General features: G+C 70.1%; 29 protein-coding genes and 1 pseudogene. 14 read left to right on the top strand and 16 right to left on the bottom strand.

Features of this window, described 5'->3' with window-relative positions; all coding sequences use genetic code 11:
• Nucleotides 1–464: 464 nt before the first annotated feature.
• The 3 genes from ACQP0P_RS04300 to ACQP0P_RS04290 all read right to left on the bottom strand — a co-directional run bounded on the left by ACQP0P_RS04300 (nt 465) and on the right by ACQP0P_RS04290 (nt 1541).
• The gene (locus ACQP0P_RS04300) at nt 465–785 is read right to left on the bottom strand and encodes an Rv3654c family TadE-like protein (protein ID WP_433371150.1); all 321 of its coding nucleotides are present in this window, start codon (nt 783–785) and stop codon (nt 465–467) included.
• Between the two features lie 142 nt (nt 786–927).
• Entirely contained in the window at nt 928–1308 is a 381-nt protein-coding gene (locus tag ACQP0P_RS04295; protein WP_350930264.1) for a TadE family type IV pilus minor pilin, read from the bottom strand.
• Nucleotides 1305–1541, bottom strand: coding sequence for a DUF4244 domain-containing protein (locus tag ACQP0P_RS04290; RefSeq protein ID WP_433371148.1), 237 nt, complete (start codon nt 1539–1541; stop codon nt 1305–1307). Before ACQP0P_RS04290 ends, ACQP0P_RS04295 begins: the two co-directional genes overlap by 4 nt.
• A 642-nt stretch (nt 1542–2183) precedes the next feature.
• Between ACQP0P_RS04290 and ACQP0P_RS04285 the strand changes: the two genes are divergently transcribed.
• The 6 genes from ACQP0P_RS04285 to ACQP0P_RS04260 all read left to right on the top strand — a co-directional run bounded on the left by ACQP0P_RS04285 (nt 2184) and on the right by ACQP0P_RS04260 (nt 5656).
• Nucleotides 2184–2819 carry an HAD family hydrolase gene (locus ACQP0P_RS04285; RefSeq protein WP_433381675.1) on the top strand — a complete coding sequence of 212 codons (636 nt, stop codon included), beginning with the start codon at nt 2184–2186 and terminating at the stop codon, nt 2817–2819.
• 77 nt (nt 2820–2896) lie between these two features.
• Nucleotides 2897–4003, top strand: a complete 1107-nt coding sequence (locus ACQP0P_RS04280; RefSeq protein ID WP_433371146.1) for a helix-turn-helix domain-containing protein — start codon at nt 2897–2899, stop codon at nt 4001–4003.
• A 174-nt stretch (nt 4004–4177) separates the two neighbouring features.
• Nucleotides 4178–4555, top strand: a complete 378-nt coding sequence (locus ACQP0P_RS04275; protein ID WP_433371144.1) for a hypothetical protein — start codon at nt 4178–4180, stop codon at nt 4553–4555.
• Nucleotides 4552–4971 carry a hypothetical protein gene (locus tag ACQP0P_RS04270; RefSeq protein ID WP_433371141.1) on the top strand — a complete coding sequence of 140 codons (420 nt, stop codon included), beginning with the start codon at nt 4552–4554 and terminating at the stop codon, nt 4969–4971. Before ACQP0P_RS04275 ends, ACQP0P_RS04270 begins: the two co-directional genes overlap by 4 nt.
• Nucleotides 4955–5179, top strand: a complete 225-nt coding sequence (locus ACQP0P_RS04265; RefSeq protein WP_433371138.1) for a hypothetical protein — start codon at nt 4955–4957, stop codon at nt 5177–5179. The genes ACQP0P_RS04270 and ACQP0P_RS04265 overlap by 17 nt, the downstream gene beginning before the upstream one ends.
• Before the next feature lie 147 nt (nt 5180–5326).
• Nucleotides 5327–5656, top strand: a complete 330-nt coding sequence (locus ACQP0P_RS04260; RefSeq protein WP_433371135.1) for a hypothetical protein — start codon at nt 5327–5329, stop codon at nt 5654–5656.
• Between the two features lie 171 nt (nt 5657–5827).
• On the opposite strand, the gene ACQP0P_RS04255 is transcribed toward ACQP0P_RS04260, so the two are convergent.
• The 5 genes and pseudogenes from ACQP0P_RS04255 to ACQP0P_RS04235 all read right to left on the bottom strand — a co-directional run bounded on the left by ACQP0P_RS04255 (nt 5828) and on the right by ACQP0P_RS04235 (nt 11814).
• Nucleotides 5828–6457, bottom strand: a complete 630-nt coding sequence (locus ACQP0P_RS04255) for a type II secretion system F family protein (RefSeq protein WP_433371132.1) — start codon at nt 6455–6457, stop codon at nt 5828–5830.
• Between the two features lie 323 nt (nt 6458–6780).
• On the bottom strand, nt 6781–7485 hold the full coding sequence (locus ACQP0P_RS04250) for a type II secretion system F family protein (RefSeq protein ID WP_433371129.1): 705 nt from the start codon (nt 7483–7485) through the stop codon (nt 6781–6783).
• Between the two features lie 344 nt (nt 7486–7829).
• Nucleotides 7830–8993: pseudogene (locus tag ACQP0P_RS04245) on the bottom strand (TadA family conjugal transfer-associated ATPase); the annotation flags it as partial.
• Entirely contained in the window at nt 8990–10036 is a 1047-nt protein-coding gene (gene ssd / locus ACQP0P_RS04240) for a septum site-determining protein Ssd (protein ID WP_433371126.1), read from the bottom strand. The gene ssd and the pseudogene ACQP0P_RS04245, both read right to left, overlap by 4 nt.
• Before the next feature lie 1004 nt (nt 10037–11040).
• The gene (locus ACQP0P_RS04235) at nt 11041–11814 is read right to left on the bottom strand and encodes an oxidoreductase (protein ID WP_433371124.1); all 774 of its coding nucleotides are present in this window, start codon (nt 11812–11814) and stop codon (nt 11041–11043) included.
• Between the two features lie 338 nt (nt 11815–12152).
• Here ACQP0P_RS04235 and acs point away from each other — a divergent pair, with 338 nt between their 5' ends.
• The 4 genes from acs to ACQP0P_RS04215 all read left to right on the top strand — a co-directional run bounded on the left by acs (nt 12153) and on the right by ACQP0P_RS04215 (nt 16477).
• The gene (acs, locus tag ACQP0P_RS04230) at nt 12153–14138 is read left to right on the top strand and encodes an acetate--CoA ligase (protein WP_433371121.1); all 1986 of its coding nucleotides are present in this window, start codon (nt 12153–12155) and stop codon (nt 14136–14138) included.
• A gap of 463 nt (nt 14139–14601) precedes the next feature.
• Nucleotides 14602–15069, top strand: a complete 468-nt coding sequence (locus ACQP0P_RS04225) for a phage holin family protein (RefSeq protein ID WP_433371118.1) — start codon at nt 14602–14604, stop codon at nt 15067–15069.
• Entirely contained in the window at nt 15066–15989 is a 924-nt protein-coding gene (locus tag ACQP0P_RS04220; RefSeq protein ID WP_433371115.1) for an alpha/beta fold hydrolase, read from the top strand. The genes ACQP0P_RS04225 and ACQP0P_RS04220 overlap by 4 nt, the downstream gene beginning before the upstream one ends.
• The gene (locus tag ACQP0P_RS04215; protein ID WP_433371112.1) at nt 15986–16477 is read left to right on the top strand and encodes a DUF309 domain-containing protein; all 492 of its coding nucleotides are present in this window, start codon (nt 15986–15988) and stop codon (nt 16475–16477) included. The genes ACQP0P_RS04220 and ACQP0P_RS04215 overlap by 4 nt, the downstream gene beginning before the upstream one ends.
• Here the strand turns inward: ACQP0P_RS04215 and ACQP0P_RS04210 are convergent, their stop codons facing one another.
• Complete coding sequence (locus ACQP0P_RS04210) at nt 16478–17674, bottom strand: MarP family serine protease (protein WP_433371109.1); 1197 nt, start codon at nt 17672–17674, stop codon at nt 16478–16480.
• A 72-nt stretch (nt 17675–17746) separates the two neighbouring features.
• Here ACQP0P_RS04210 and ACQP0P_RS04205 point away from each other — a divergent pair, with 72 nt between their 5' ends.
• Complete coding sequence (locus tag ACQP0P_RS04205) at nt 17747–18298, top strand: HEAT repeat domain-containing protein (protein ID WP_350958926.1); 552 nt, start codon at nt 17747–17749, stop codon at nt 18296–18298.
• Here the strand turns inward: ACQP0P_RS04205 and ACQP0P_RS04200 are convergent.
• Both ACQP0P_RS04200 and nth read right to left on the bottom strand, forming a co-directional pair.
• Nucleotides 18248–18892, bottom strand: coding sequence for an NUDIX hydrolase (locus ACQP0P_RS04200; RefSeq protein ID WP_433371105.1), 645 nt, complete (start codon nt 18890–18892; stop codon nt 18248–18250). The two genes, ACQP0P_RS04205 and ACQP0P_RS04200, sit on opposite strands and share 51 nt — an antisense overlap.
• 271 nt (nt 18893–19163) lie before the next feature.
• Nucleotides 19164–19883 (bottom strand): endonuclease III, encoded by a 720-nt coding sequence (nth, locus tag ACQP0P_RS04195; protein ID WP_433371103.1) that lies wholly within the window; start codon nt 19881–19883, stop codon nt 19164–19166.
• A gap of 87 nt (nt 19884–19970) precedes the next feature.
• Here nth and ACQP0P_RS04190 point away from each other — a divergent pair, with 87 nt between their 5' ends.
• A complete protein-coding gene (locus tag ACQP0P_RS04190) occupies nt 19971–20651 on the top strand; it encodes a Crp/Fnr family transcriptional regulator (protein WP_326646545.1) in 681 nt (226 codons plus the stop codon).
• Between the two features lie 34 nt (nt 20652–20685).
• Here ACQP0P_RS04190 and ACQP0P_RS04185 read toward each other — a convergent pair whose 3' ends face one another.
• From ACQP0P_RS04185 to ACQP0P_RS04170, 4 genes are all read right to left on the bottom strand, one after another.
• Entirely contained in the window at nt 20686–21507 is an 822-nt protein-coding gene (locus tag ACQP0P_RS04185) for an MBL fold metallo-hydrolase (RefSeq protein ID WP_433371100.1), read from the bottom strand.
• Nucleotides 21504–22343, bottom strand: a complete 840-nt coding sequence (locus ACQP0P_RS04180; RefSeq protein WP_433371097.1) for an NUDIX hydrolase — start codon at nt 22341–22343, stop codon at nt 21504–21506. The genes ACQP0P_RS04185 and ACQP0P_RS04180 overlap by 4 nt, the downstream gene beginning before the upstream one ends.
• 239 nt (nt 22344–22582) lie before the next feature.
• Nucleotides 22583–23041, bottom strand: coding sequence for a RidA family protein (locus ACQP0P_RS04175; RefSeq protein ID WP_433371094.1), 459 nt, complete (start codon nt 23039–23041; stop codon nt 22583–22585).
• Entirely contained in the window at nt 23038–23193 is a 156-nt protein-coding gene (locus ACQP0P_RS04170) for a DUF4177 domain-containing protein (RefSeq protein WP_012887236.1), read from the bottom strand. Before ACQP0P_RS04170 ends, ACQP0P_RS04175 begins: the two co-directional genes overlap by 4 nt.
• Nucleotides 23194–23593: 400 nt before the next feature.
• Between ACQP0P_RS04170 and ACQP0P_RS04165 the strand changes: the two genes are divergently transcribed.
• Nucleotides 23594–24598 carry an ArsA-related P-loop ATPase gene (locus tag ACQP0P_RS04165; RefSeq protein ID WP_433371092.1) on the top strand — a complete coding sequence of 335 codons (1005 nt, stop codon included), beginning with the start codon at nt 23594–23596 and terminating at the stop codon, nt 24596–24598.
• Nucleotides 24595–25722 (top strand): ArsA family ATPase, encoded by a 1128-nt coding sequence (locus tag ACQP0P_RS04160; RefSeq protein WP_030924170.1) that lies wholly within the window; start codon nt 24595–24597, stop codon nt 25720–25722. The genes ACQP0P_RS04165 and ACQP0P_RS04160 overlap by 4 nt, the downstream gene beginning before the upstream one ends.
• Nucleotides 25723–25823: 101 nt before the next feature.
• Here ACQP0P_RS04160 and ACQP0P_RS04155 read toward each other — a convergent pair whose 3' ends face one another.
• The gene (locus ACQP0P_RS04155) at nt 25824–26120 is read right to left on the bottom strand and encodes a WhiB family transcriptional regulator (RefSeq protein WP_012887233.1); all 297 of its coding nucleotides are present in this window, start codon (nt 26118–26120) and stop codon (nt 25824–25826) included.
• Nucleotides 26121–26145 lie beyond the last annotated feature (25 nt).

The following is a 26145-nucleotide window of genomic DNA, read 5'->3' as shown; positions in this document are numbered from 1 at the left end:
CCGTTCCCTCCTCCCGGCCGGCTCGCACCGGCCCCGCCCTCCGGCCCTGCGGTCGCGAGGCCGTCCGATGATGTCGTGTGACCTGGTGATTCGCATCTCACCCTCCCCAGGCCGATCGGGAAACAGCACGGATCACCGGTAAGCGGCACCTTACGTGAGCTTCCAGACTCTTGGACACGCCGTCCAAGAAGTCGTGATTTGATTGCGACCTTGTTTCCCGGAGGCTTCGTACACCCGGTTTCCCGAAGACTTCCGTCCGCCGATTCTCGGTGTTCGTCTGTGCGGAGCAGTTCTGTTCGGAGCAGTGCTCTGCCGCGTTGCCGTCGCAGCGTTCTTCTTGGCTGGATCTCCCATTTCATCAGCGCACGCCCGGCGCGGATGTCTGTTCCTGCCGTATCCGCCCTTTGAAGCCGTACTCAACTGCTTTCCGGTCGGCTCCCATCGGATTCCCGACGTGCTTTCCTTCAGCGGCCTGAATCAGCGATGTGGACAGGGCCGGCACGTGCTCTGGCGCTGATCGCCACCGCTCCCTTCAGGGGGAGTGAGACGTCCATGGTCACCTCGATCTCCGCGATGCCGTCATTTCCCACGGAACAGCGGGTGATCCTGGCCCCGTTGTCCGCAGCGAGCAGGGAGGCCCTCGCGCAACTCCGGTCCGGGTCCGCGAAGGCCAGCCGAGCGGCGGTGAGCGCGCTCAGGTCGGCAGCGCTCTGCGCTCGGTGGCGCGCGACCCGAGCCGTGCCCGCGACCATGACCGCCGCCGCGACCGCGAAGAGCAAAGCCATGAGCCCGACCGTCCAGATAGTGGCCGACCCCCGCTCAGCCCCACCGTCATCCATATCCTGCGGGCAGGGCCTGCCCTGCGTGAGACTGCGAGAGCGGCTTGACCAGAAGCCGCTCTCCCCAGGAAGCGAAGGAGTCACGGGCCTACCACTCCAGTCCGGGCTCGGTGACGGAGGCGGCACTCGCGTGCACGGTGACGCCCGGGAGCGAGGCGCCCCAGCGCGGCCTGACGTTCACCGACACCTCCACCCGTGCCATCTCCGCGCTTCGGGTCACCACGACGGTCGCGCCCGCGGGAGCCACGGACAGGACGCTGCCTCGGACCCGCTCCAGCGACTCGCCGCGCGAGGCGGCCCGAGCCCCGGCCCGGGCCGCGTCCACGCACTCCAGTTGCGCCTCGACCGCTGACACCGCCCACAGCCCGGCTCCCAGCACGACCAGAAGGGCGGGCAGCACCGCAGCCGTCTCCGCGGTCACCGATCCTCTGGTCCGGCGGGAGAAGATCGCTGCCACGGGGAGGGTCATCCCGCCACGGTCAGCGCTCGGTTGATCAGAGTTGTGATCATCTGTTGGACGTCGGGACTGGTAACCACTTTGAAAAGGAGGGCGGCGAAGGCACAGGCCGCGATCGTTCCGACCGCGTACTCCGCGGTGGACATGCCACGGTCACGGCGCGCGCCGGTGGTCAGCAGCGCCCACCGGGCACGCAGCCACCGCAACCGATCGCGCCGCGCACGAAGCGCGCTCGTTCGAGCCATCTGCTCCTCCTGGAGATCCCCGCCGGACCCACCGCCCGGCATCGGTCACGCCAGGGTTCTCCATGCGCCCACGGCCCCGTCGACCCGAACGCCATTCTGTGGATAACGCCATGGGCCCGCCTTCGGTCTGGGGATATCGCACTCAGACACCGGGCGGTGCGCACAGGCCGGCATGCCCCCACGCGAACGCAAAGATGATCCGTCGCCCTTCACCGGTGCCGGTCCGCCGCCCTCCCGCAAGAAACATCAGGCTCTCCACAGCCGGGGAAAACGTGGCACAACGCCAACCCCTCGACCAAAGGAGGCCACTTCAGGCCCTAGGTAGCGATATTTCAGGATACTTATCCACAGGCCTCGTCGATCTTCTGTGGATAACCCGGGGATTTGAGGAAAAACCTGTGGATAACCAGGAAGGCGGCAGCCAACGTGACCGCTCGACCGGGCGGCACTCACGAACAGGCGAAGAATCACAGGCCATGTCATCCAGGCGAACGCTCGGGACGTCTCTTACACATCCCCAGCCCCACGGGCCACTATGACGAATTCGTACGGCCCACAGGATCCTTGGTCCGCTTCCCAGGCGAGTGCCGTCGCACTACGTGATGCACGACAGCGAACTGGCCTACCCTCCGAAGTGTGGTCATGACTGTGGTGTTCGACATAGGCGAGACGTTGGTCCGCGATGATCGCTACTGGGGATCTCTTGCGGATTGGCTGAACGTCCCCCGCCACACCCTGTCCGCCTTGGTCGGTGCGGTGACAGCGCTGGGCATGGACAACGCGGAAGCGGTCCGCCTCCTCCGACCGGGCATCGACCTGCACGCGGTGCGCCGGGCTCGCGAAGCGGCAGGCCGGGGCGAATACCTCGACGAGAGCGACCTGTACCCCGACGTACGCCCCGGGTTGCAGGTCCTGCGTGACATGGGGCTGCGCGTCTGCGTCGCCGGAAACCAGACAGCCAGGGCCGGTGATCTTCTGCGAGGGCTGTCGATTCCCGCCGACGTGATCGCCACATCAGAGGAATGGGGCGTCGCGAAACCCGATCCTGGATTCTTCGACCAGGTCGTTCGGCTTGCCGAGGCTCCTGCCCACGAAACGGTCTACGTAGGCGACCACCCCGCGAACGACATCATCCCCGCGAAAGCTCTCGGTCTGCGCACGTGCATGATCCGGCGTGGCCCCTGGGGACACCTGTGGGGCGCCGACGCGGCTGTGCTGAGCGCAGTGGATTGGCAGATCGACAGCATCACGGAACTGCCATCTGCCCTGTCTGGATGAACGGAGCCGAGATGCCCCGCAAAGCCTCTGGCGAAGGCCCCGGAGGTCGCATAGCCGCGATCCGCAGCGCACGCCGCATGACCCAAGAGGACCTCGCCCTGGCAGCCCATATCTCCCTCAGCCTGCTCCGGAAGATCGAGCAAGGTACACGCGTCGCCAGCGACCCCGTCCTGGACGCCATCGCTGCGGCGTTGAGCATTGCCCCCTCCCGGCTCCTGGGGAACTCTGGCCGCCTCGACGGCCGCGTGCATGACGCGATTCCCGCACTTCGCGAGGTCATCACCACCTACGACATCCCTGACGAGGGCCCGGTGCGCCCCATGCCCGCGCTTCGAGCATCCGTCACCGGCGCGGTCCAAAAACGCCTGGGCGCTCAGTACGTGCGGTTGTCGCAGACCCTGCCCGAACTGCTCGGCGAACTCGTCCGCGGGGTGCACGCGCCGGGTGATCCCGCAGGCGTCTCGGCGTTGCTGGTGGCCACCTACCGTGCGGCCGATGCGGTTGCCTACAAATACGGGTATCTGGATTTGTCGGCCCGGCTGATCGAGTTGATGCGCCAGACCTCGGCCGTCGCCGGGGATCCTCTGCTCAGTGCGTCCACGGCGTATGTGCGGACCGAGGTCTTCTTCGCCACGCACACCTACCAGGCGGGCTTACGCGCACTCGAATCCGCGATGGACCAGCTGCCGCGAAAAGCCGGGCCTCTGTGTCTCGGCGTCTTGGGATCACTGCACATGCGGGCGGCCGTCATCGCCGCGCGAGCAGCCCACGCCGACGCCGCCATGGCCCATCTGAGGCAGGCGCGACAACTCGGCGACCAGGTCCCCGAGGGCATCTACTACGGGACCGCGTTCGGTCCCTGCTCGGTGCGCGTCCACGAGGCGTCGGTCGCCATCGGCCTGGGAGACCTTCAGCTCGCCCTCAGCCTGGCCGACAGCTGGTCGCCGCCGCTGGAGATGCCCGCCGAGCGCCGCAGCGGCTTCTTCATTGATCTGGCCAGAGCGCAGTTGTGGGCCGGTCAGAAAGACGCGGCCTTCGAGTCGCTGCTGACCGCACGCCGGATCGCGCCGCAGCACACGCGTGAACATCCTTGGGTCCGCGAGGATGCCGAGACCTTGCTGCGCCTGTACCGGGCCAGTAGCGAAAGCCTGGTGGGTTTCGCCGAATGGGTTGGCGCGGTCTGACTTCGGGGTGACACAGGCTGTGTCACTTCCCCAAGGACCGACGAAGCACCATGGTGACCGTTCGAGTCGAAGCGTAGGCGGACGGTGACGATACGTCTTGCCCGCGCAAAGGGCGAGACCCGCAGGCGCTGACACGCCGTACGGGCCCCTTGATCAGGAAGGGACTCCTGACCCGTGAGCAAGATTAGGACCATTCGCATCCGCTGGAAAGCAGAGGCCCCGCCACTGCCACTGGGCTGCCGCTGGTGTGGACACGCCCCCTATGCCCATGACGCATCCACTCTGCCGCACCGCCGCGACCACCACTGGGAGCAGCCCACGCCCCGGCAGGTGTGCGCCCGCATGGCCACCCGGCGGCGCCTCGGCCTGTGCCGCCCGCTCCCGGCGTCGGCACACCCACTGAAGGTCCACCCGCCCATCGCTCCCGCCCAGCCGCGCCCCGGCCATCACGCCCGGACGATGACGGCCCCCGCCACCCACAGCCGGGGCCGCGCGCCGGACACCTCCCCGCAGCGCCGTTACGAGCCGCACCGACGGGAGGTTCTCGCATGAGCACACCCCCAGAGAGTGACGCCCCCACGAGCAGGCACGACGGCAGTCCCGCCTCCCCGATGGCCGCCGCCGCGCCGTCGACCGCCGTGCAGTACGCCCAGGACCTGGCCGCTGTACTGGCCGAGGTTCACCACATCCGTGCGGACGTCCACGAGCTCGCCTCCGGCAACGCCATCGTCTCCGTCCATTACGGGCTGCTGGCCTACACCGACGGTGAGCGGTTCTGGTGGACCGGCCCCGAACTCAACCACGCAGGCAGCCCGCTGCTCAGCTCCGAGTTGACACTACTCGCGGCTGCCGGACAGCTCGCCGAGCACCACGCCATCCTGAGCGCGCGGGAGGCTGCCGACGTACTGTGCAACGGGTTGCCGCTGCTCGCCGACGTGATCCTGGCCGAGCATGTCGACCCGCGCTGACACCGACGCGGCCCGAGCCGCCCAGCAGGTACAGAAGTACGCGCCCACCTGGCTGGTCATCTGGAGCCTGCGCCACCGGCGCTTCGAGGCCTGGCAGTGCACCGACCCGGCGCGCTGCCACATCGTCCACGCGACCAGCGCCGCTGAGCTGTGGGACCTCATGGAGCAGGCAGAAGCCGACCCCCGGGCGGACCTCACCGCACGATGACCAGCCGCCTACACCCAGTGCGGCCAACCGTCCGGGTTTGCCACTCCCGGTGGCCCCCGAGCCCGTTCCCCGCCCTCGCGCTCTGCCACCGGACCGCCTCGAACGAACTCCGGGGCCATGTCCCTCGTCGCCGGAAAGGAGCCGATCGTGATCCCGCCCTACGACACCCCGGAAGGCGACCGGCTGAACGTGACCAGGTGGCATCCCGGCGCCATCGCCGCCCTCAAGCACCTGCGTACCGAGCTTCACGCCCACCGGATCTACCCGACGATCTCCTACTACCGGGGGCAGCCTCACCTCGTGATCAGTGCCGAGCTGACCGTTTGGGCCGGCCGCGCGGGCACGGTCTTCTGCTGGGGCACCTGCTTCCTCGAAGAGCCCGCCGACCAGGCGCCGATAGAGGACCTACCGCAGGTCGCGCGCCGCCTCGCCGGACGACTCGGGAAGCACTACGCCGAACCGGTGGACTCGCCCTGAGCCACGCGGCGACACGGCGCTCCCACCTCCCGTGCCATCGCATCCTCAACTCCCCGCAGGCGGTGGTGCGCGAGCCAAGGGCCGCCTGCGGGGCCAGAGACGACCGCACACCCTCCTATCCCACGGGCACGGCTCCCGATCGAAATAACGGTTCCCCCGCGGTGACGGTCGTCAGGGAAGGAGCACCTCGCCGGCGAGGCCGGCCACGACGGGGATGATGCCCAGGAAGACGAACGCGGGCAGGAAACAGAGTCCCAGGGGAGCGACTGCCTGGACGCCGACCCGTTGGGCGGCCGCCGACGATGCGGCGCGGGCGGCTCGGCGGGAGTCGTCGGAGAGCCTGGTGAGGACGTCGGCCACCGGTGCGCCACTCGACGCGGCCCGGCTCATGGCACGGGCCAGCGGGGCGAGCGAGCGCTCGGCGGCCAGGGCCTGCCAGGCGCTCTCCGGTGCGGCTCCCAGTCTCAGTTGGCCGCCCACCCAGGCCAGTCTCTCGCCCAGTGGTCCCCCGATCGCCTCCGCCGTGACGTCGACGGCTCCGGTGATCGGCTGCCCCGCGCGCAGGCAGGCGACCATGAGATCGGCCGCCAGCGGCAGATCCGCCGTCAACCGTCTGCGCTCCTCACGCAGTTCGGGTGACTCTCGCCTCCGCAGCACCGCCAGCGCGATCCCGGAACCTGTCGCCCCGACCACCGCTCCCGGCAGACCTCCCACGGCCAGGAACGCCGCCAGCCCCACGGCGAGGGCCGCCGCGATCTCACCCCGGCTCGGCCGCCGCCTTCCCTCCGGATCATGAACCATCCCGGCGAACGGGCCACGGGCCGTTCCCGCGACCGGATCCCGAGCCGTCCCCGTGGACAGCCCCCGGCCTGCCCTCGCAAACGGGCTCCGAGCCGTCCTCACAGGCAGACCCCGAACCGCCCCCATGGCCGGGAAAAACGTGGGTGCTTCGGCCTCCGGCCATGTCCTCGGGTACTCGGCCGGATGTGCTGAGCGCCGTGCGTGGCGGAGCCGGTCGGCGGGTTCACGCCGGGCGATCCACAACCGGGCGGCGATTCCGGCGAGCACCACGGCAAGCAAAGTGATCACTTTCTCTCCTTCTCGCGAGCCTGACCACGGGGACGTCAGACCTGCTGTGCTCGGATGACCAGGCGTTGGGTCCACCACAGGCCACAGGCGTCGAGTGCGAGGCCGACAAGCAGACAGCCGACGCCCGCCGAACCGCCGAACAGGAAGTGCAGCGGGCGCATGCCGAGGCCGGCCGCCATCAGCAGGCCGAGGACGGGCAGACCTGCCAGCAGGCGGGCCGTGGCGCGGGGTCCGGCGAGTTGGGCCGCGACGTCCTGGCGATGGCTCTGGGCCTCTCGCAGGGAGGCGGCGACACGATCGACAAGGACGGCCAGGCCCGCCCCCGCTGTCACGCTCACCTGCCAGCAGGCGGCCAGAGCCCGGAAGGCCTCGCCTCCCCGCTCCGGCGCCACGGCCAGTAAAGCGGCGGGGACGTCACCGCCGTCCCTGGCGGCCGCGACCAGCGGGCGCAGGGCCTCGGGATCGGGAAACCCCGCTGCCCGCACGGCCCGCGCCAGCGCGTCACCGGCCGTCCGTCCCGCCGCCAGTTCGGCGGCGAGGCCCTGACAGAGCTCGATCGACGCGACCCGCCAGGCCGCCGCGCGCCGGGAGGGCCGCGAGTGAGCGGCGAACCTCTCCCGCACAGAGGGCGAGGCGACCGGGCCGCGACGGCGCAGGCGGCCCAGGCGTGCGGTGCCGATATCCGCCCCCGTCCACAACCATGCCGCCAGGGTGACGAGAACCAGGGCGGCTGCCGTCATGACGTCGGCCGTGACATCGTTCTTGAGGCCGTTCGCGACATCGGTTCGCCGGGACTCGGGCAGCCGGGAACGTCCAGGTGCGTCTTCCGGTGAGACGGGGATGTGGGGACACCGGAACACGGGCTCGAAAGGCTTGGGGAACCTAAGGCATCGGGAGAAGCCCCTCGTGGAAGCGTGGGAACCCGGATATCCGGACACGAGCCGCCGAGAGCCTCGGAGGCCGCGGTGTCCCGGTAGGAGGTGACCGGTCTCTGGGGAGCCTCGGACGGCCCGTACGACCGCGGCGGGCGGGGTGACGGATAGGCACTGCGGCGGGGAGCCGGCGAGGCGGAGATGCCGGGCGCTCGGGCCGCGAGGGCGGGCAGGCCGGGGCCGGGACTCATCTGGCCGTCCGGGGCGAAGGTGAGGGCCGGTTCGGCCTCCACCAGTCCCGAGGGGCGGCGGATCATCATGCAGATCTCGGCGACCCGGCGGCGCCCGTCGGCGCGGTCGCGGGCGAGGTGGATGACGACGTCCAGGGCCGCGGCGATCTGGCTGTGGACCGCCTCCCTGCTGAGACCCGCCGCGCATGCCAGCGCCTCCAGGCGGGGTGGCACATCGGTCGCGGTGTTGGCGTGCAGGGTGCCGCAGCCTCCCTCATGACCGGTGTTCAGCGCACTCAGGAGGTCCACGACCTCGGAACCCCTCACCTCACCGACGACGAGACGGTCGGGGCGCATCCGCAGGGCCTGACGGACGAGGTCACGCAGACCGACGCCGCCGGCGCCCTCAAGGTTGGCCGGGCGCGCCTCCAGTCGGACGACATGGGGGTGTAGTGGTCTCAGCTCGGCGGAGTCCTCGACCAGCAGCAGCCTCTCACCGGGATCCGCCAGGGAGAGCAGGGCCGACAGCATGGTCGTCTTACCGGTCCCCGTACCACCGGTGACCAGGAAGGCGAGCCTCGACTCGATCACCGCGGTGAGAACGGCGACGCTTTCCGCCCCGATCGCGCCCGCCTCGACCAGATCATGAAGGGTGAAGGTGCGCCGGGGCGGGAGTCGTAAGGACAGGCAGGTGCCGTTGGGCGCCACAGGCGGCAGGACGGCGTGCAGCCGGACACCTCCCGCCAGACGGGCATCGACATAGGGGCAGGCGTCGTCGAGGCGCCTGCCCGCGGCGGAGGCGAGCCGCTGTGCGAGCCGCCGGAGCGCGTCTTCGCCGGGGAAGACGACCGAGGTCAGGCGCAGCCCGTGCCCGTCGTCGACCCACACCTCGCGCGGGCCGTTCACCAGCACGTCGGTGACCCGGGCCTCGGCCAGCAACGGCTCCAGTGGACCCGCTCCGATGAGATCGGCGCACAGGACCCGGGCCACCGCCAGAATCTCCGCGTCGCCGAGCATCGCCCGCTCGGCCCGCAGCGCTACCGCGACGTGCGCGGCACTGGGCTCGACCCCCGTCCTGGCCAGCCGTACCCGGACCGCCTCCACCAGCTCCGGCGAGACCGTCACCGCGCTCTCGACCCGTTTCACCTGTCCGCCCCGAGCCGCTCGTGCAGGAAAGCGGCACAGAACCGCCCGAGAGAGGTGCGACGGCCAAGTGGGGGAACGTTCCCCCGATCAAGCGCGGCGGCGAGGCGAGGCTGGTCGGGGAGGCTACCGCCGTGCGGGACGCCGAGCGAGCCCGTCACCACGTCGTCGTTCAGGACCCCGCTGCGCACAACGGCCCGCACCTCACCGGTGTGCTCGCGCAAGGAGGCCAGCACCTGTGCCGCGGCGAGCACGCCGCGCACGTCGGCGGTGACGACCAGGAGGGTGGTACCGGCCCTGCCGAGCGCCTCCACCGCGGCCTGGTCGAGGTGGCGCGGCAGATCGACGACCACCAGCTCGAAGCCCCTGCGCCCCGCTTCGAGGACCGAGCGCATCGCCTCGGCCGGGATCGGCTCGACCTCGCCCCGGCCGAAGGAGAGCAGCGTCAGCCCCGCGAAGGTCGGCAGGGCCGCCTGGAGCGCCGTGCAACTGACCCTGCCCTCGCGGGCGACCAGGTCCGACCAGCGCGCTCCGTCGGACTCCTCCTGACCAAGAAGGAGATCCAGGCCTCCGCCAAGCGGGTCGGCGTCGATCAGGAGGGTGCGGATGCGTCGGCGGGACGCGGCCAGCGCCAGTGAGCCCGCCAGCACGCTGGCCCCGGCTCCGCCGCGCCCGCCCGCGACGCAGACCACGAATCCCGGCTTGGCGGGTGGCTCGACGACGTCGGCGAACTCGTCGACCAGCCGGCGCTCCGCGGCGGGCAGCTCCAGCACGGCCTGGGCACCGACCGCGACGCATCTGCGCCATGTGTCGGGGTCGTCGCAGGTGCGGGTGACCAGGAGAACACGGGGGCGAGGTGGCGGTCCGGTCGAGGCCAGCGCGCCTGCCATGTCGTCACCGACGACGACCAGCGGAGCACGGTTCCAGTAGGGCCGGGCGTGCGCGGGCGCGTGGGCGACGTCAAGCTCGGCTCCGGCCGCGGCGGCGATGCGGAGCAGGTCGTCGAGCAGATCATGGTCTTCGGTGATGACCAGCGGGCGGTCCACTGCTGCCTCCTGGGATGCGGGGACCCCACCCTCCGCGACGGCTCCCCATCCCCGAGGCACCGAACGCCGTACTGTGGACAGCCGGCTCCAAGGTGACCCGGCCTGTGGAAGACCAGCGCCCGGGAGAAGTCGTACGAGCGCGGAAGGCCCCGGGCAGGCGGGCGAAGACGAACACCTCAGCGGGCCTGCCTCACACGTTCACGCGTCGACGCGCCGCACCGAGAGCCCGCACCGAAGAGGACCGGGAAGGACGGTGCCGCCGAGGCCGGAGTGTCGGCCTGGAAAAGAGGCGACCCCCGCCGGGGGGAGGGCGGGGGTCGCCGATCGGTCCGGCTCTGGGGGGGTAGAGCCGGTCCCGTTTCAGAAGAAAGCTTCAACGGCCAACCAGAGCATGGCAAAGGATTGCGGTGGCAACCTGTACACAGTTACTCCGGTTTGGGGAGATACAAACTCATGCTGCCCGATCAACTCAAGTTTCGTCGAGGAGTAATCCTCAATTTCCACTAGTTTTTTTAATGTAACGATCCAGTCTCCGGATACCTCCCGATCCGGGCGCGCTCCTCGCACGGACGAACCGCGACTACGTTAAGTGATCACCAGCGGAGCACGACCCGGCCCGCACGGACGACGTCGGCCGGCCTCGCGCGGCACAAGATGGCATACGGGTGGGTTTGCTGGTTAATGTTCCTCGATCCGCAAAGGTTTTGCCCCTAGGGGTTCCCATCAGCGCGAATCGGACGTACAAAGGTTGCACGGACCATGTGTCCGGGCACGACCGCTGGGTACCCACGCGCCGTCAGCCGCGGGAGGCGCGTTGAAGCGGGCTTGTCCCGTTTCAACGATTATCAGGTGCACGCTTGGTAACCCGGTAGGAACGTGCCGACGACGGCGCCCCCTACCAGGGGCGCCGTCGGCTCGTGTGGACAGGCGTCCGGGGATGTCCGTAATCGATGACCGAGGGTGATCGATTATGTGCGGACAGCGTCCCCCTGCCGGGATCGGGATCAGCCCCGCTGCATGGCCTCGCAGATCGCCGTGGCCTCGCGCACGCCCAGCGTGACCGCCGTCGCGCAGTGTCGCACCCACACCGCGACGCCCTCGGGGGTACCGCTCAGGTACGACCGCAGTCCCTCCCGGTAGGCCGGGCCGAGTTCGAGGTGACCCACCTCGACGGCCACCAGCGATTTCGGGTCCAGGCCGAACTCCACCAGCGTCAGCCGCTCCGCCGCCCGTGCGACCAGCCCGTCCGCCGACCCGAACGGGCGCAGCACCGCCAGTTCCGCGTGCACGACGGCGGCGAGCACCAGCGCCGGCGCCTTCGAGGATGCCGTCACCAGCTGGACGAGACCGTCCACCCGCGCCACCGCCTCCTGCGGTTCGGGCGCGGCACCAAGACCGAGCGGATCGGGCGCCTCGGCCGTGGCCCTGGGGCGGCCGAGGTCCTTGGTGAGCCCGGAGGCGGCGAGCGTGTGCAGCCTGGCCAGCACCTGGCGGGGCGCCGTGCGCCAGGTCGAGCCGAGCCGCCCCAGCTCGGCCGAGACGCGCAGCGCGCCCTGTACCACCGGGTCGGTGACCTCGGGGATGACATCGAGCGGGATGTCCACGCCCTCCAGCGCGGCTGACGCACGAGCACCGCGCAGGGCGGACCTGGCCGACACCTCCGGGCTCTTCCGCCGCAGTACGCGGTGCCCGTAAAGCCGGTCGACGGCCTTGCGCGCGTCGGTGACCGCCTCGGACACTCCGGGCATTCCTGCGATGACAGCCAATGGGTCGCTCACGCTGCCCGACCCTATCGGGGCCGCTCGGCGAGGCCTCGACCAGGCTGCGGGGTCACCCCCGGCGGCTCGGGAAAACAGCTGCGGAACCGTTCGCCGAGCGCATGACACCGTCCGGCGCATCACCGTGTCAATACGCATTGAATAACGCCGTCTATATTCCTACGGTGTCGAAAACACAACATTTCCGGAGTGGTCGTTCCCGAAAAACAAGGCGTTTTGAAGGCCCATGAGGCCTTGTCACCGATTGGTACAGACCTGTCTAGACCTCTTGTGGCGAGCACCGGTGGCCTGGTGAAGTGGGACACGACCAGTCGATAGCAGTACGTGAGGAGTGCGCAGTGGCCCCGGAGACCCCTGGTTCCGAGTCTCGTGAGACCCAGGAGACGCTGTCGAACCTGTTGAACGAGACCCGGCGGTTCGCACCTCCCGCAGGCCTGGCCGCGGCCGCGAACGTGACCGCCGACGCCTATGCGGAGGCCGAGCAGGACCGCCTCGCCTTCTGGGAGAAGCAAGCCGACCGCCTGGCCTGGTCAAAGCGCTGGGACAGTGTTCTTGAGTGGAACCCGCCTTTCGCCAAGTGGTTCGTCGGCGGCGAGCTCAACATCGCCTACAACTGCGTCGACCGCCATGTGGAGGCCGGTCACGGCGACAAGATCGCCTATTACTGGGAGGGTGAGCCCGAGGGCGACAGCCGCACACTCACCTACGCCGACCTGCGGCGCGAGGTCTCCAAGGCCGCCAACGCGCTCGCCGAGCTGGGCGTCGGCAAGGGTGACCGGGTCGCGATCTACATGCCGATGATCCCCGAGCTGCCGATCACGATGCTGGCCTGCGCCCGGATCGGAGCGATCCACTCGGTCGTGTTCGGCGGGTTCTCCGCCAGCGCGCTCAGCGGCCGGATCAAGGACGCGGACGCCAAGATCGTGGTCACCGCCGACGGCGGCTACCGTCGCGGCGCGCCCAGCGCGCTCAAGCCGACCGTGGACGAGGCGGTCGCGGAGTGCCCCGGCATCGAGCACGTCCTGGTCGTGCGGCGGACCGGCCAGGAGGTCGATCAGACCGACAAGGACGTCTGGTGGCACGACGTGGTGGACCGGCAGTCCGACGTCCACGAGGCGCTGCCGAACGATGCCGAGGATCCGCTCTACATCCTCTACACCAGCGGCACGACCGGTAGGCCCAAGGGCATCCTGCACACCACCGGCGGCTACCTCACCCAGGCCGCGTACACCCACGACGCGGTCTTCGACCTCAAGCCCGACACCGACGTCTACTGGTGCACCGCCGACATCGGCTGGGTGACCGGCCACTCCTACATCGTGTACGGCCCGCTGGCCAACGGCGCGACCAGCGTCATCTACGAGGGCACTCCGGACACCCCGCACCGCGGCCGGTTCTGGGAGATCGTGCAGAAGTACGGGGTCACGCTGCTCTACACCGCCCCGACCGCCATCCGCACGTTCATGAAGTGGGGCGACGACATCCCCGCCAAGTACGACATGTCGTCTCTGCGGATCCTGGGCAGCGTCGGCGAGCCGATCAACCCCGAGGCGTACGTCTGGTACCGCGAGCACATCGGCGGCAACCGCACCCCGGTCGTCGACACCTGGTGGCAGACCGAGACCGGCGCCATCATGATCAGCCCGCTGCCCGGCGTCACCGAGGGCAAGCCCGGCGCGGCCATGCGCCCGCTGCCGGGCATCACCGCCGACGTGGTCGACGACCAGGGCCGAAGCGTCGGCAACGGCGGTGGCGGCTACCTCGCGATCCGCGACCCGTGGCCGTCGATGCTCCGCACGATCTGGGGCGACGACCAGCGCTACATCGACACCTACTGGTCCCGCTTCGAGGGCATGTACTTCGCGGGCGACGGCGCCAAGAGGGACCAGGACGGCGACATCTGGCTGCTCGGCCGGGTGGACGACGTCATGCTCGTCTCCGGGCACAACATCTCCACCACCGAGGTCGAGTCGGCGCTGGTCTCCCACCCGAAGGTCGCGGAGGCCGCCGTGGTCGGGGCGACCGATCCGGTGACCGGACAGGCCATCGTGTCGTTCGTGATCCTGCGCGGCGATGCCGAGGAAGGCGCGGACATCGCCGCCGAACTCCGCGCCCACGTGTCCAAGACCCTGGGCCCGATCGCGAAGCCCCGCCAGATCCTGGTGGTGCCCGAGCTGCCCAAGACCCGCTCCGGCAAGATCATGCGGCGTCTACTGCGCGACGTGGCGGAGAACCGCAGCATCGGCGACGTCACCACCCTGGCCGACAGCACGGTGATGAACCTCATCTCGGAGAAGCTGCCCAGCGCCAAGGGCGAGGACTGAGCGAACCGGAGGACCCGGGCGGGCCAGGACCCCTGGCCTGCCCAGGGCCGGCTCCCCCAGCACCGCCGCGATGTTCACCGGCCCGCCGCCGGGGTAGCTCCCGGCCGTGACAACCTCCCCACCGGTGTCGTCGTCCGGCGCCGGAACCGAAACGGCCCGCCACCGCCCTGATCAAGGGCGGAGAACCAGCCGGCGATCCTGCCCGGCCTCCGCGTCCGGCCGGCCCGAAAGCACGCCCGGTGGTGCGGATTCCCGCCACCGGACGGCCGGGACCTCACCAACCCGGTACGGCCGGACTAAAGTCTGAAGTCTTGACGACGCAGATATTCGATGACACATGCGCGATTACCACAGTGGTGCTCGCGACACCGGCTCCGGTGACGATCCCGCCGCGGGTGTGCGTGCACGACCGCCTCAGGGCGCAGCATGATGTTCGACAGAGGCCCTTGATAGGAGACCGTCCATGACACATATTCCGCCCGCGGAACCACAGGAGGAGTCGCTGGGCGCACTGGTCGCCGCGGCCAGTGACCACATATCCACACTGGTCCGCGCCGAGATCGAGTTGGCCAAGGCAGAGCTCAGGTTCGACGCCAAGCGGGTCGGCGTGGCGGCGGGTCTCTTCGGCGCCGCGGCGTTCATGGCCCACCTGTGCCTGATCCTCGCCTCGTTCGCGATCGCCTACGGCCTGGTCGCCGCGGGCCTGTGGATCTGGCTCGCCTTCCTGATCGTCACCGTGTTCTATCTGGTCGTGGCCGGGCTGCTGATCTTCGTCGGCATCCGGCGGCTCAAGGGCCTGACCGGAATGCGGCGGACCCTGCACTCGCTCAAGACCATCAAGAGCGGAGCCGAGGCCGACGCCGTTCCCGCCGCTCCGGTCACGGCCGGTCAGGTGGGCGGCCATCGCGACCCGGTGAGACCGAGCCAGTGAGCAGACCCGACGAGTCCATGGTCAGGCTGGAGGGTCCGTGGACCCACCACTCGGTCCATGCCGGAGGCACCCGCTTCCACGTCGTGGAGGCCGGTACGGGCCCCCTTGTACTGCTGCTCCACGGATTCCCGCAGTTCTGGTGGAGCTGGCGCAACCAACTTGTCTCGCTTCCGGCAGCGGGCTACCGCGCCGTCGCCGTCGATCTGCGTGGCTACGGCGCCAGTGACAAGCCACCACGTGGCTATGACCTGTACACCCTGGCCGCCGACGCGGCCGGGCTGGTCAGGGCGCTGGGCGAGAGCTCCGCGATCGTCGTCGGCCACGACTGGGGCGGCCTGCTCGCCTGGACCATGGCCGTGAAGAACCCGAAGGCGGTCCTGCGGCTGGTCACCGTCTCCGCGCCGCATCCCCGTCGTCTCCGCACCGCGCTGTTCACCGAGCCGTTCGGCCAGTTCAGGGCGGCTCGCTACGCGCTGGGATTCCAGCTGCCGCTGCTTCCCGAGCGACGCCTGACCGCCGACTCCGGCGCCATGGTGGGGCGGTTGCTGGAGAAGTGGTCGGCTCCCGGCTGGCCGCGGGAGGAGGTGGCGAAGACCTACCGCGACGCGTTCCGCATCCCCAACGTCTCGCACTGCGCGCTGGAGTACCACCGCTGGTTCGGCCGCTCCCAGCTCCGCCCGGACGGGTGGCGCTACGCGAAGGCCATGCGCGCCCAGATCAACGTACCGACTCTGCAGGTGCACGGCGCGTTCGACCGGAACGTCCTGCCCCGCACCGCCCAGGGCTCGGGCCGCTACGTGGCCGCCCCCTACCGGTGGCGGCTGATCGAGGGCGCCGGGCACTTCCCGCACGAGGAGTGCCCGGAGGAGTTCGACGCCGAACTCATCGCCTGGTTGTCCGATCCGGAGCCCGACCGGTGAACGGGCGGGACCGGGACGCCGACGGGAGACCGCGCAACCGGCGTCCTCGCGACGCGTTCGGGAGGCCGCTCCGGTACGGCGCGGAGGGCGTGGAACGCATCCCGGACGACTACGCGCCAAGCGCGGAGGAGGCCGTCTCCGAGGCGCACAGGCTGCTCGGCGAGGGACGTCCGTTCCACGCCCACGAGGTGCTGGAAGGCCGCTGGAAGAACTCCCCCGCCCAGGAGCGCGAGCTGTGGCAGGGGCTGGCGCAGATCTGCGTGGGCCTCACTCACCTGCAGCGGGGCAACCGCGGCGGAGCCGCGACGCTGTTCGCCCGGGGCGCCGACCGGATCAGCCGGTACGGCACGCCGTACGAGGAGATGGCCGTGGCGGTCGGAAAGCTGGACGACCTGGACGCCGAAACGGCCATCGCGGTGATCAGGGACCTGATCCAGCGCCTGGTTCCCCCCGGGGGAGCGAATCCAGGTGGGACGTCCGTGGCCTGATCAGTTCCGGGTGCACTCCTGGGTGTTCACCCGGTTGGACAGCTTGGAGCCGTCTTCGGCGTCCGGCGCCACTTCGGCGGCGGTCAGCACGAAGCCGGTCTCCGCCCTGTCGGTGGCCGCCGCGAAGACGACGCCGTAGACCCTGCCGTCGGTGGTGAGCAGCGGCCCGCCGGAGTTGCCCTGCCGGACCAGGCCGCGGATCCAGTAGACATCCCGGTTGACGGTCTTGTGCTCGTAGATGTTGGGTCCCTGAGCCTTCTGCCGGTCCCTGATCCGGGCCGGGTTCATGGTGTAACCCTGACCGTGCGGGAAGCCCGCGACGATGGCGTCGTCGTCCTTCTTGGCCGTGCCGTCGAAGCGCAGGATCGGCAGGTCCAGGTCGGAGACGTGCAGGATCGCGATGTCCCTGTCGGGGTTGTAGAGCACGACCTGGGCCGAGTGGACGTTGTTGAGATGGTCGATGACCTGAAGGTCCTGGTCGACCCCGGCGACCACGTGCGCGTTCGTCATGATCTTGTCCTGGGCGTAGACGAACCCGGTGCCCTCGATGTGCTTGCGGCAGCTGGCGGCCACGCCCTGGACCTTGACGATGCCCCGACGGGCCCGCGAGAGCGCCGCGCTCTTCGGCACGCTCCGGTCGGGTGGCGCGACCTCGACGAACTGGCCGCCCGCTATGCCGTCGAACACCCTGGGAAAACCGGAGGTGTCGATGAAGTCCCTGAAGGGCTTCTGCAGGTCCCTGGCCAGCTTCGGCATCGTCTGGTCGACCGTTTTGATCAACAGGGACTTACTGACCTGCTCACCGAGCAGCGTGAACTGCGAGGAGGTGATCAGCGAGCCGATCAGCCACGCGATGATCAGCACCGAGAAGGCGCTCGCGAAGGTGCCGCCGACCGCGTCGACGACCTTGGCGGGCTCCCAGGTGACATGGCTGCGGACCACCGCGCCGATCGTCGACGACGCGAACTGACCGATCGTGGCGGCGAGGAAGACGATGACGATCGCCAGCAGCGCCCGCTCGGTCTCACCGTCGACCACCGCTCCGGCGATGGGCGGGGCGATGAACATGCCCAGCAGGCCACCACCGACAAAACCGACAAAGCTCAGAGCCCCGATGATGAACCCCTGGCGGTATCCCGACACCGCGAAGGCCACCATCAGGGCGATCAGGATGAGGTCGAGGAGATCACCGCTCACTCCCTTACGGTATCCAGCCCCTGCCCCGCGCGTGCACACCTTCTGCGAGGTCTCTGCGGTTATCGTGTCCGGATGGCGATGATCGAAGGAGCGGCGACCGTGGCGTCTCTCATCGAGACCGCGCTACGGGAGCGAGATCAGGAGGGCGCGGCCCGCTGGCGCGCGATCACCCGGTTGCAGGAACGGGGCGATCTGGAGACCTTCACCGCGGCACGGAGACTCTGCTCGGGAAAGACCGCGGCCGAGCGGATGCTCGGGGTCGACATCCTGGGACGACTCGGCTTCGTCGACCGGACGCTGCCGGTGCTCCGCGCCCTGTCCGTCGGTGAGGACGACTGCCTGGTGCTCTACTCGGTGTTGATCGCCTTCGGCCACCTCAGGGACCGCCGCGCGCTGCCGTCGGTGATCGCCCTCTCCGAACACGCCGACCCCCGGATCAGGTACGGGGCCGCCTACGCGCTGCCGAACATCATGGGCAGCCCACCCGACCCGACGGGCCTGGCCGCGCTGAGACGGCTGACCCTCGATCCCGACGGGGACGTGGCCGACTGGGCTCGCCTCGGTCTGGCCCTGTCAACGGGACGCGAGGTTGAGGACGTCGGGCGGGATGTCCTCGATCCGTGAACGGTCCCAGGGAAGCTCGAAACCCGAACGGCCGAGCACGGTGTCGAGCACTCCCGCGGTGAACCCCCACACCAGCAGCCCGCGCACCCGGAACGCCGGCCCCGAGTAACCGCTCGGATGGCGCAGCCTGATCCGGTTGGCCGGATCGACGAGCTCGCGGATCGGGATCCGCTCCACCGACTCCACCTCGTCCGGCGAGGCCGCGTGGACCACGCAGGGCGTGTGCCACCAGGCCAGCACCGGGATCACCCGGTTGTCGCTGCGGCTCACGTACAGCTCGGGCATGGTCCCGATCACCCGGACGCCCGTCGGATCGAGACCGGTCTCCTCAACGGCCTCGCGCAGCGCCGCGGCGATCGGGCCGTCGTCCTCCGGGTCCACCCCGCCGCCCGGGAACGCGGGCTGACCGGCGTGGGTGCGCCCGTTCGAGCTCCGCTGGATGAGCAGCACGTCCGGACCGAGCGGCCCCTCGCCAAAGAGCAGCAGCACCGCGGCCGACCGCCCGCCGGATGCCGGGGGGCGCAACATCGAGGGCACCGGCGTTCCTGCGACCCGCTCCGCCAGCGTTTCCAACCATCCGGGAACCTCTTCCACGGGCACACCTCCGGTCCTCTGCAACACGGCGTCCCGCCCCGCGCTTCCCGGTACCGGCGGGATGTCAGCGGATCCACCGGGACCCGAAGGCGGTCTTAGGCCCTGTCCTGTGGATCTTGCCGTGGCGAGGATCGGTCAGGTGGTGTCTCGCAAGGCGGAGGAGGGAGCCGCAGCGTGCTGCGGTGACCGACGACAACGCGGCGAGGCGCCGCCTGACCGTGGTGGGCAAAAGATCCACAGGACAGGGCCCAGCACAGCGGTGCGGAAAAGATCACGAGAAGGGGCCGGGGCGCACCAGCTTGGCGGCCTGGACGGGATCCGTGGGGCCGATGCCGTACGAGGGGCAGAGCGCGGCGAGCGGGCAGACGCCGCAGGCCGGCGTGCGGGCGTGGCAGACGCGGCGACCGTGCCAGATCAGGCGGTGGGACATCATCGTCCAGTCGCGCTTCGGGATGAGCTCGGCGACGACCCGCTCGATCTTCACCGGGTCGGTCTCCGAGGTCCAGTGGAAGCGGTGGGTGAGCCGCTGGAAGTGGGTGTCCACGGTGATGCCGGGCACCCCGAAGGCGTTGCCGAGCACCACGTTGGCGGTCTTGCGGCCGACCCCCGGCAGGGTCACCAGGTCCTTGAGCCTCCCGGGGACCTCGCCACCGAAGCGCTCGCACAGGGCCTGGGCCATGCCGATGATGCTGTTGGCCTTGGCCCGGAAGAACCCGGTGGGCCGGATGATCCCCTCCAGCTCGGCCCGGTCCGCACCGGCGTAGTCTTCTGCTGTGGGATATTTCATAAAAAGTGCAGGAGTGACCGTATTGACCCTTTTGTCCGTGCACTGTGCGGACAGGATCGTCGCGACCAACAGCTCGAGAGGATCGCGAAAGTCGAGTTCGCAATGAGCGTCGGGATAGGCCTCCGCCAGGATTCGGTCCATTCGCCGAGCTCGACGGACCAGAGCGAGCTGGGATTCACCACCGGGGCTGACATCGCGGAGCACTCCGACAGCCTACGCTCAAGGCCCCCCGCAGAGTCGCTCGGTGGGATGGGTCACAATGACTGCGTGAGCCGTGAAACGGGAGGCACTGTGAACTCCGACGACGTGCTGGGCAAGGCCCCTCTGTTCGCCGCGCTCGACCGTGAGAGCGCCGCCGCGCTGCGTACGAGCATCTCCGAGGTACGCCTCGCCAAAGGGCAGACCCTCTTCAGCGAGAACGAGACCGGGGATCGCCTCTACGTGGTGCTCGAAGGCAAGATCAAACTCTCCCGCACCGCGCCCGACGGCCGGGAGAACCTGCTCAGCGTGCTCGGCCCGAGTGAGATGTTCGGCGAGCTCTCCCTGTTCGACCCCCGTCCCCGTACGGCGTCCGCCACAGCGCTGACCGACGTCCTGCTGGCCGGGCTCGGACACGACGACCTGCGCCCCTGGCTGACCGGTCGTCCCGAGGTCGCCCTTCACCTGCTGCGCGCCCTGGCCCAACGCCTCCGCCGTACCAACGACGTGCTGGCCGACCTGGTCTTCACAGACGTTCCAGGACGGGTGGCCAAGGCCCTGCTGGACCTGGCCGACCGCTTCGGCCAGCGGGTCGACGACGGCGTGCGGGTCCACCACGACCTCACCCAGGAGGAACTGGCCCAGTTGGTCGGCGCCTCCCGCGAGACCGTGAACAAGGCGCTGGCCGACTTCGCCCAGCGCGGCTGGCTGCGCATCGAGGCCAAGGCCGTGGTCATCATGGACCTGGAGCGGCTGCACAACCGCTCGCGCTGACGGGCGGGACCTCGCCGCGGCTTCCCCCTCCAGCTCACGACGCCGGCCAGGTCCGCCGACGACGGACCTGGCCGTCCAGATAGGCGAGCTGCGCGTGAACCGACATCTCGGCGGCGAACCAGAGGGAGCTGTCCAGCTCCGCGTAGACGATCTCGACGATCTCGCGGGGTGTCGTCGCCCCCCGTTCCCTGGCCTCCCTGATCTGGTCCAACCGCCGCCGCCGGTGCGCGACGTAGCCGTCGAGCGCGCCGATCGGGTCGGGGAGCACCGGACCGTGACCGGGCAGCAGCGCCTCCGCCCCGACCTGCTCGGCCCTCGCTCTGAGCAGGTCGAGGGAGCGCAGGTAGTCGGCCAGGTCACCGTCCGAGGCGATCACGGTGGTGCCACGGCCGAGCACGGTGTCGCCGGTGAGGATCGCCCTGTCCCGCGGCAGCCAGAAGCAGAGCGAGTCGAACGAGTGGCCCGGCGTGCCCACCACGTGCAGCTCCAGGTCCCCGACGGTGAGCACGTCGCCGTCGCCCAGCCCCTCCTCACCCAGCCGGTGCGCGGGATCCAGCGCCCTGACGGGCGCGCCGACCAGCCCGGCGAACCTCGCGGCACCGCCGCTGTGGTCACGGTGCCCGTGGGTCAGCAGGATCGTGGCGACCCGGCGGCCCTCCAGATGCCCGGCGACCCGCGCCAGGTGCTCCTCGTCATCGGGACCGGGGTCGACGACCAGCACCTCCTCACCGAGGCCGATCACCCACGTGTTGGTACCGTCCAGGGTCATCTCGGAGGGGTTGGGGGCGAGCAGGTTGAGCGCGTGCTCCGTACCCGCGCCGTCGGGCCCCTCCAGGGGGATCCGCAGCCCGCTCACCGCGAACCGCCGAGCTCGTAGTCGTCGTCGAGCACGATGCGCATCTCACCGTCCACTTCGGCGATCTTGGGCAGGAAGGTCACGATCTCACGCGCGGCCGCGAGCGCCTCGGAGACCTTGTCGTAGGCGCACAGCTCGGTGAGCGTGCGATGGGTCGGGGGCATCAGGAAGATCCGGCCCGCCCTCCCCCGGCCGAGCGCGTCGGCGGGCCGGAGCCAGACCACCTGGTCGGCCTCGCCGCCGACGTCGCGGGTGAGCTGGCCCGGCGGGAGCGCCGCGACGAAGAAGCGGGTGTCGAAGCGCTTGTTCTCCACCTCGGGAGTGATCCAGTGGGCCCAGGGGCGGAGCAGGTCGGAGCGGAGGACCAGGCCGCGCCTGCCGAGGAAGTCGGCGAGGGAGAGGGTCCTGTCGATCAGGGCGAGCCGGTCGGCCTCCCAGTCGTCACCGGTGGTGTCGGCCACCACGGACTCCGCGGACGGCCCGGCCAGCAGTACCCCCGACTCCTCGAACGTCTCCCGCACGGCGGCGCACACCAGGCCCCGCGCGGTCTGCTCGTCCGCGCGGAAGATCTCGCCCCAGGCCGCGGGCGAAGGACCGGCCCAGGTGATCTCCTGGTCGGTGTCGCGCGGGTCGACCGACCCGCCGGGGAAGACGTAGGCCCCGGCGGCGAAGGCCATGCTCGCCTTGCGCCTCAGCAGGTAGACCTCCACCTGACCGGCGTCCTCGCGGAGGATGACCACGGTGGCGGCATCTCGCGCGGGGACCGGCGCGATCCGCCCGGCCAAAATGTCGCGTGCACGCTCACCGAACTCGCCGGGAAGCGGGATACCGCCCATTTGAGACCCTCCGCCAGAACATCACTCGGTTTCCGGGTCCATCATGTGGCACGGCACCGCCCCGGACAATCGCGGGGTCCCTCCCGGCGCGCCGCCCCGGCGGGTGGGGCGCCGGGAGGCCGGCCCCGGCGGGCCCCACGGCACCTCCAGGGCCCCCGGCGAGCTCTCGCCGCCCTCGACCCGTCGGTGTGCCCTCGCGGCCGTCAGGGCCTCGCTGACGCCGGGGTGTCCACCCGGCCTCAGCGGACCTCGGCGATCACCTCGACCTCGACCGGCGCGTCCAGCGGGAGAACGGCGACACCGACCGCGCTCCTGGCATGCCTGCCCGCGTCGCCGAGCACCGCGGTGAGCAGCTCGCTGGCGCCGTTGACGACCTGCGGCTGGCCGGTGAAGCCGGGGGCGCTGGCCACGAACCCGACCACCTTGACGATCCGCACGATGTTCGACAGTCCTCCGGCCGCCGACGCGACCGCGGCGAGGGCGTTGAGCGCGCAGATCCTCGCGAGCTCGTAGGCGTCCTCGACGCCCACCTCGGCGCCGACCTTCCCGCTGGCCCTCAGCTTGCCGTCCACCACCGGAAGCTGCCCCGAGGTGTAGACGTGGTCACCGGAACGCACCGCCGGGACGTACGCCGCCAGCGGCGGCACCACCTCCGGCAGGGTCAGGCCCAGCTCCGCCAGCCTCTCCTCGGCCGTCACTGCTTGGGCCGCTTCAGGTAGGCGACCAGCTGCTCGGGGTTGGGCCCCGGCACGACCTGGACGAGCTCCCAGCCGTCCTGGCCCCAGTTGTCGAGAATCTGCTTCGTCGCATGTACCAGCAGCGGCACTGTCGAGTACTCCCATTTCGTCATGCGGGACACATTAGCGAGACGGCTCCCGGTGAGCGGCCCACTACGGGTCCGCGAGCGCCCGGCATGGCTCATGCCCGCCACCCGGTACCGCCGGAGGCGGGCCGATGATCGGGGCGGTCCGCTGTGAGAATCTACATATTTACTTTCCGCATCCGATCGATTAGCGGGAGGGCCGCGCACGGCTCCCCGGGCCGCGCCTCCGGCTTCGGACGGGTTCGGCTTCGGGCCGTCCGGCCCACACCGCCTTGCTGACCAGCGTGATCGGCGAAAGAGACGCCCCGGCCCCCCTCGGGGCAGGCGCCCGCTCCCGGCTCAGGCCCGCCGGGCGACGATGCCGTTTAAGGGCTATCGGGGAAGGTGCCGGAGAGTTGTCAAGTAACCGTTGGGTAGCCTTCGAAAGGTGAGAGCTCGCGACACCGATTGGGACGGCGTACGCCTTCACGTCGTCACCGGCAAGGGTGGCACCGGCAAGACGACGGTGGCCGCCGCACTCGCGCTCGCCCTCGCGGCGGGCGGCGACAAGGTCCTGCTGGTCGAGGTCGAGGGCCGCCAGGGGATCTCCCAGGTCTTCGACCTGCCGCCGCTGCCCTACGAGGAGCGCAAGATCGCCGTCGCACCCGACGGCGGGGACGTCTACGCGCTGGCCATCGACCCCGAAGAGGCGATGCTCGAATACCTTGAGATGTTCTACGGCATGCGCAGGGCCGGCAGGGCACTCACCAAGATCGGCATCGTCGACTTCGCCACCACCATCGCCCCCGGCTTCCGCGACGTCCTGGTCACCGGCAAGACCAGCGAGGCCGTCCGGCGCAAGGGCAAGGACGGCAGGAGGGTCTACGACGCGGTCGTGCTGGACGCGCCGCCGACCGGCAGGATCGTGCGCTTCCTCAACGTCACCAACGAGGTCGCGGGGCTGGCCAGGGTCGGCCCGATCAAGAACCATGCCGACCTGGTGAACGGCGTCGTCTCCTCTCCGGAGACCGCCGTGCACTTCGTCACGCTCCTGGAGGAGATGCCGGTCCAGGAGACCCTGGACGGCCTGAGCGAGCTTCGCACCGCCGGGCTCCCGCCCGGGGGGATCTTCATCAACATGGTCCGCGAGTCGCTGCTGCCCGACTCCGTCCTGGAGGCCGCCGCCGAGAACCGGTTCGACCCGGCGGAGCTGGTGCTCGGCCTCAAGGCCGCGGGGCTCACCGACGGCGGCTCCGCCGCGGTCACGGTGGCCGATGCCCTGACCGAGGAGATCGCCGAGCACGCCCGCCGCACCGAGCTGGAGCGGGACGAGAGGCTGGCGCTGGAGGAGGCCGCACGCCCCCGCTACGAGCTGCCGCTGCTGGCCGACGGGGTGGATCTGTCCGGGCTGTACGAGCTGGCGGAATCGATCCGCACCCAGGGAGCAGCGTGAAGACCCCTCCGGTCCTCGACCTTGACGCGATCATCGACGACCCGCACACGCGGATCATCGTCTGCTGCGGTTCCGGCGGCGTCGGGAAGACCACCACCGCCGCGGCCCTGGGACTGCGCGCGGCCGAGCGCGGCCGTTCCGCCGTGGTGCTCACGGTCGACCCCGCGCGGCGGCTGGCGCAGTCGATGGGGCTCACCGAACTCGACAACACCCCCAGGCTCGTCGTGGGCGTCGAGGGCGAAGGCCGGCTGCACGCCATGATGCTCGACATGAAGCGGACCTTCGACGAGATCATCGAGGCGCACGCCGACCCCGAGCGAGCTCGCCAGATCCTGACGAACCCCTTCTACCAGTCCCTCTCCTCCAGCTTCGCCGGCACGCAGGAATACATGGCCATGGAGAAGCTGGGCCAGCTCCGGCGGTCGGACGACTGGGATCTGATCATCGTCGACACCCCTCCGTCCCGCTCCGCGCTCGACTTCCTGGACGCTCCCGAGCGGCTCGGCCGCTTCCTTGACGGCCGGCTCATCCGGCTGCTCATGGCCCCCGCCAAGGCCGGCGGGCGGAGCGCGTTCAAGCTGCTCAACGCGGGCTTCGGCATCGTCGCCGGAGCGCTGACCAAGCTGCTGGGCGCGCAGGTGCTCAAGGACCTGCAGACGTTCGTGTCCGCACTGGACGCCGTCTTCGGCGGTTTCAGGGCGCGGGCCGACCAGACCTACCGGCTCCTGCAGGCCCCCGGAACCGCGTTCCTCGTGGTGGCCTCGCCCGAGCGCGACGCGATACGCGAGGCGTCCTACTTCGTGGAGAGGCTGGCCGAGGAGCGCATGCCCCTGGCGGGCCTGGTGGTCAACCGGGTGCACCGCTCGCCCGCGGCCGTGCTGTCCGGGGCGCGGAGCACCGCCGCCGCCGAAGACCTGGAGGCGCGCGGCGAGCACGAGCTCACCTCCGCCGTACTGCGGCTGCACGCGGACCGGATGCAGCTGGCCGCTCGCGAGCAACGCGAGCAGGAGCACTTCATCTCCGCCCATCCCACGGTGCCCGTCGCGCGGGTCCCCGCCATGTCGCAGGACGTGCACGACCTGGAAGGGCTGCGCGAGGTGGGCGACCTGCTGGCCGCCCAGTAGCCGTCACGGCGGCCCAACGAGCCTTGGAGCGCGCGTTCGCCGGCCCATGACATGCGTGTACGGCTGGCGCCCGGCGCCAGCCGTACGGGATCGGCGCGAACTCAGCCGGCGATCAGCTCATTCGTCCGCTCATATTCTTCTTTGGCCAACTCCAGCAGGTCCCGCCAGGAGTCGACATCCGGTCGCCGACGCAACAGCGCTCGGCGTTCGCGCTCGGTCATCCCGCCCCACACCCCGAACTCGATGCGGTTGTCCAGCGCATCGGCGAGGCACTCGGTCCGGACCGGGCATCCTCGGCAGATCAGCTTTGCTCGGTTCTGGGCAGCACCCTGAACGAACAAAGCGTCAGGATCCGCACCCTTACAGGCCGCACGGGAGGTCCAATCCGTGATCCACATTCGACCCCACTCCCCTTAGGTGGTC

It is taken from the genome of Streptosporangium sp. CA-115845, from assembly GCF_050943795.1.
Taxonomy (GTDB): Bacteria; Actinomycetota; Actinomycetes; order Streptosporangiales; family Streptosporangiaceae; genus Streptosporangium.
The sequence above is the reverse complement of the archived record's forward strand: the minus strand, read 5'-3'. Positions and strand labels throughout refer to the sequence as shown.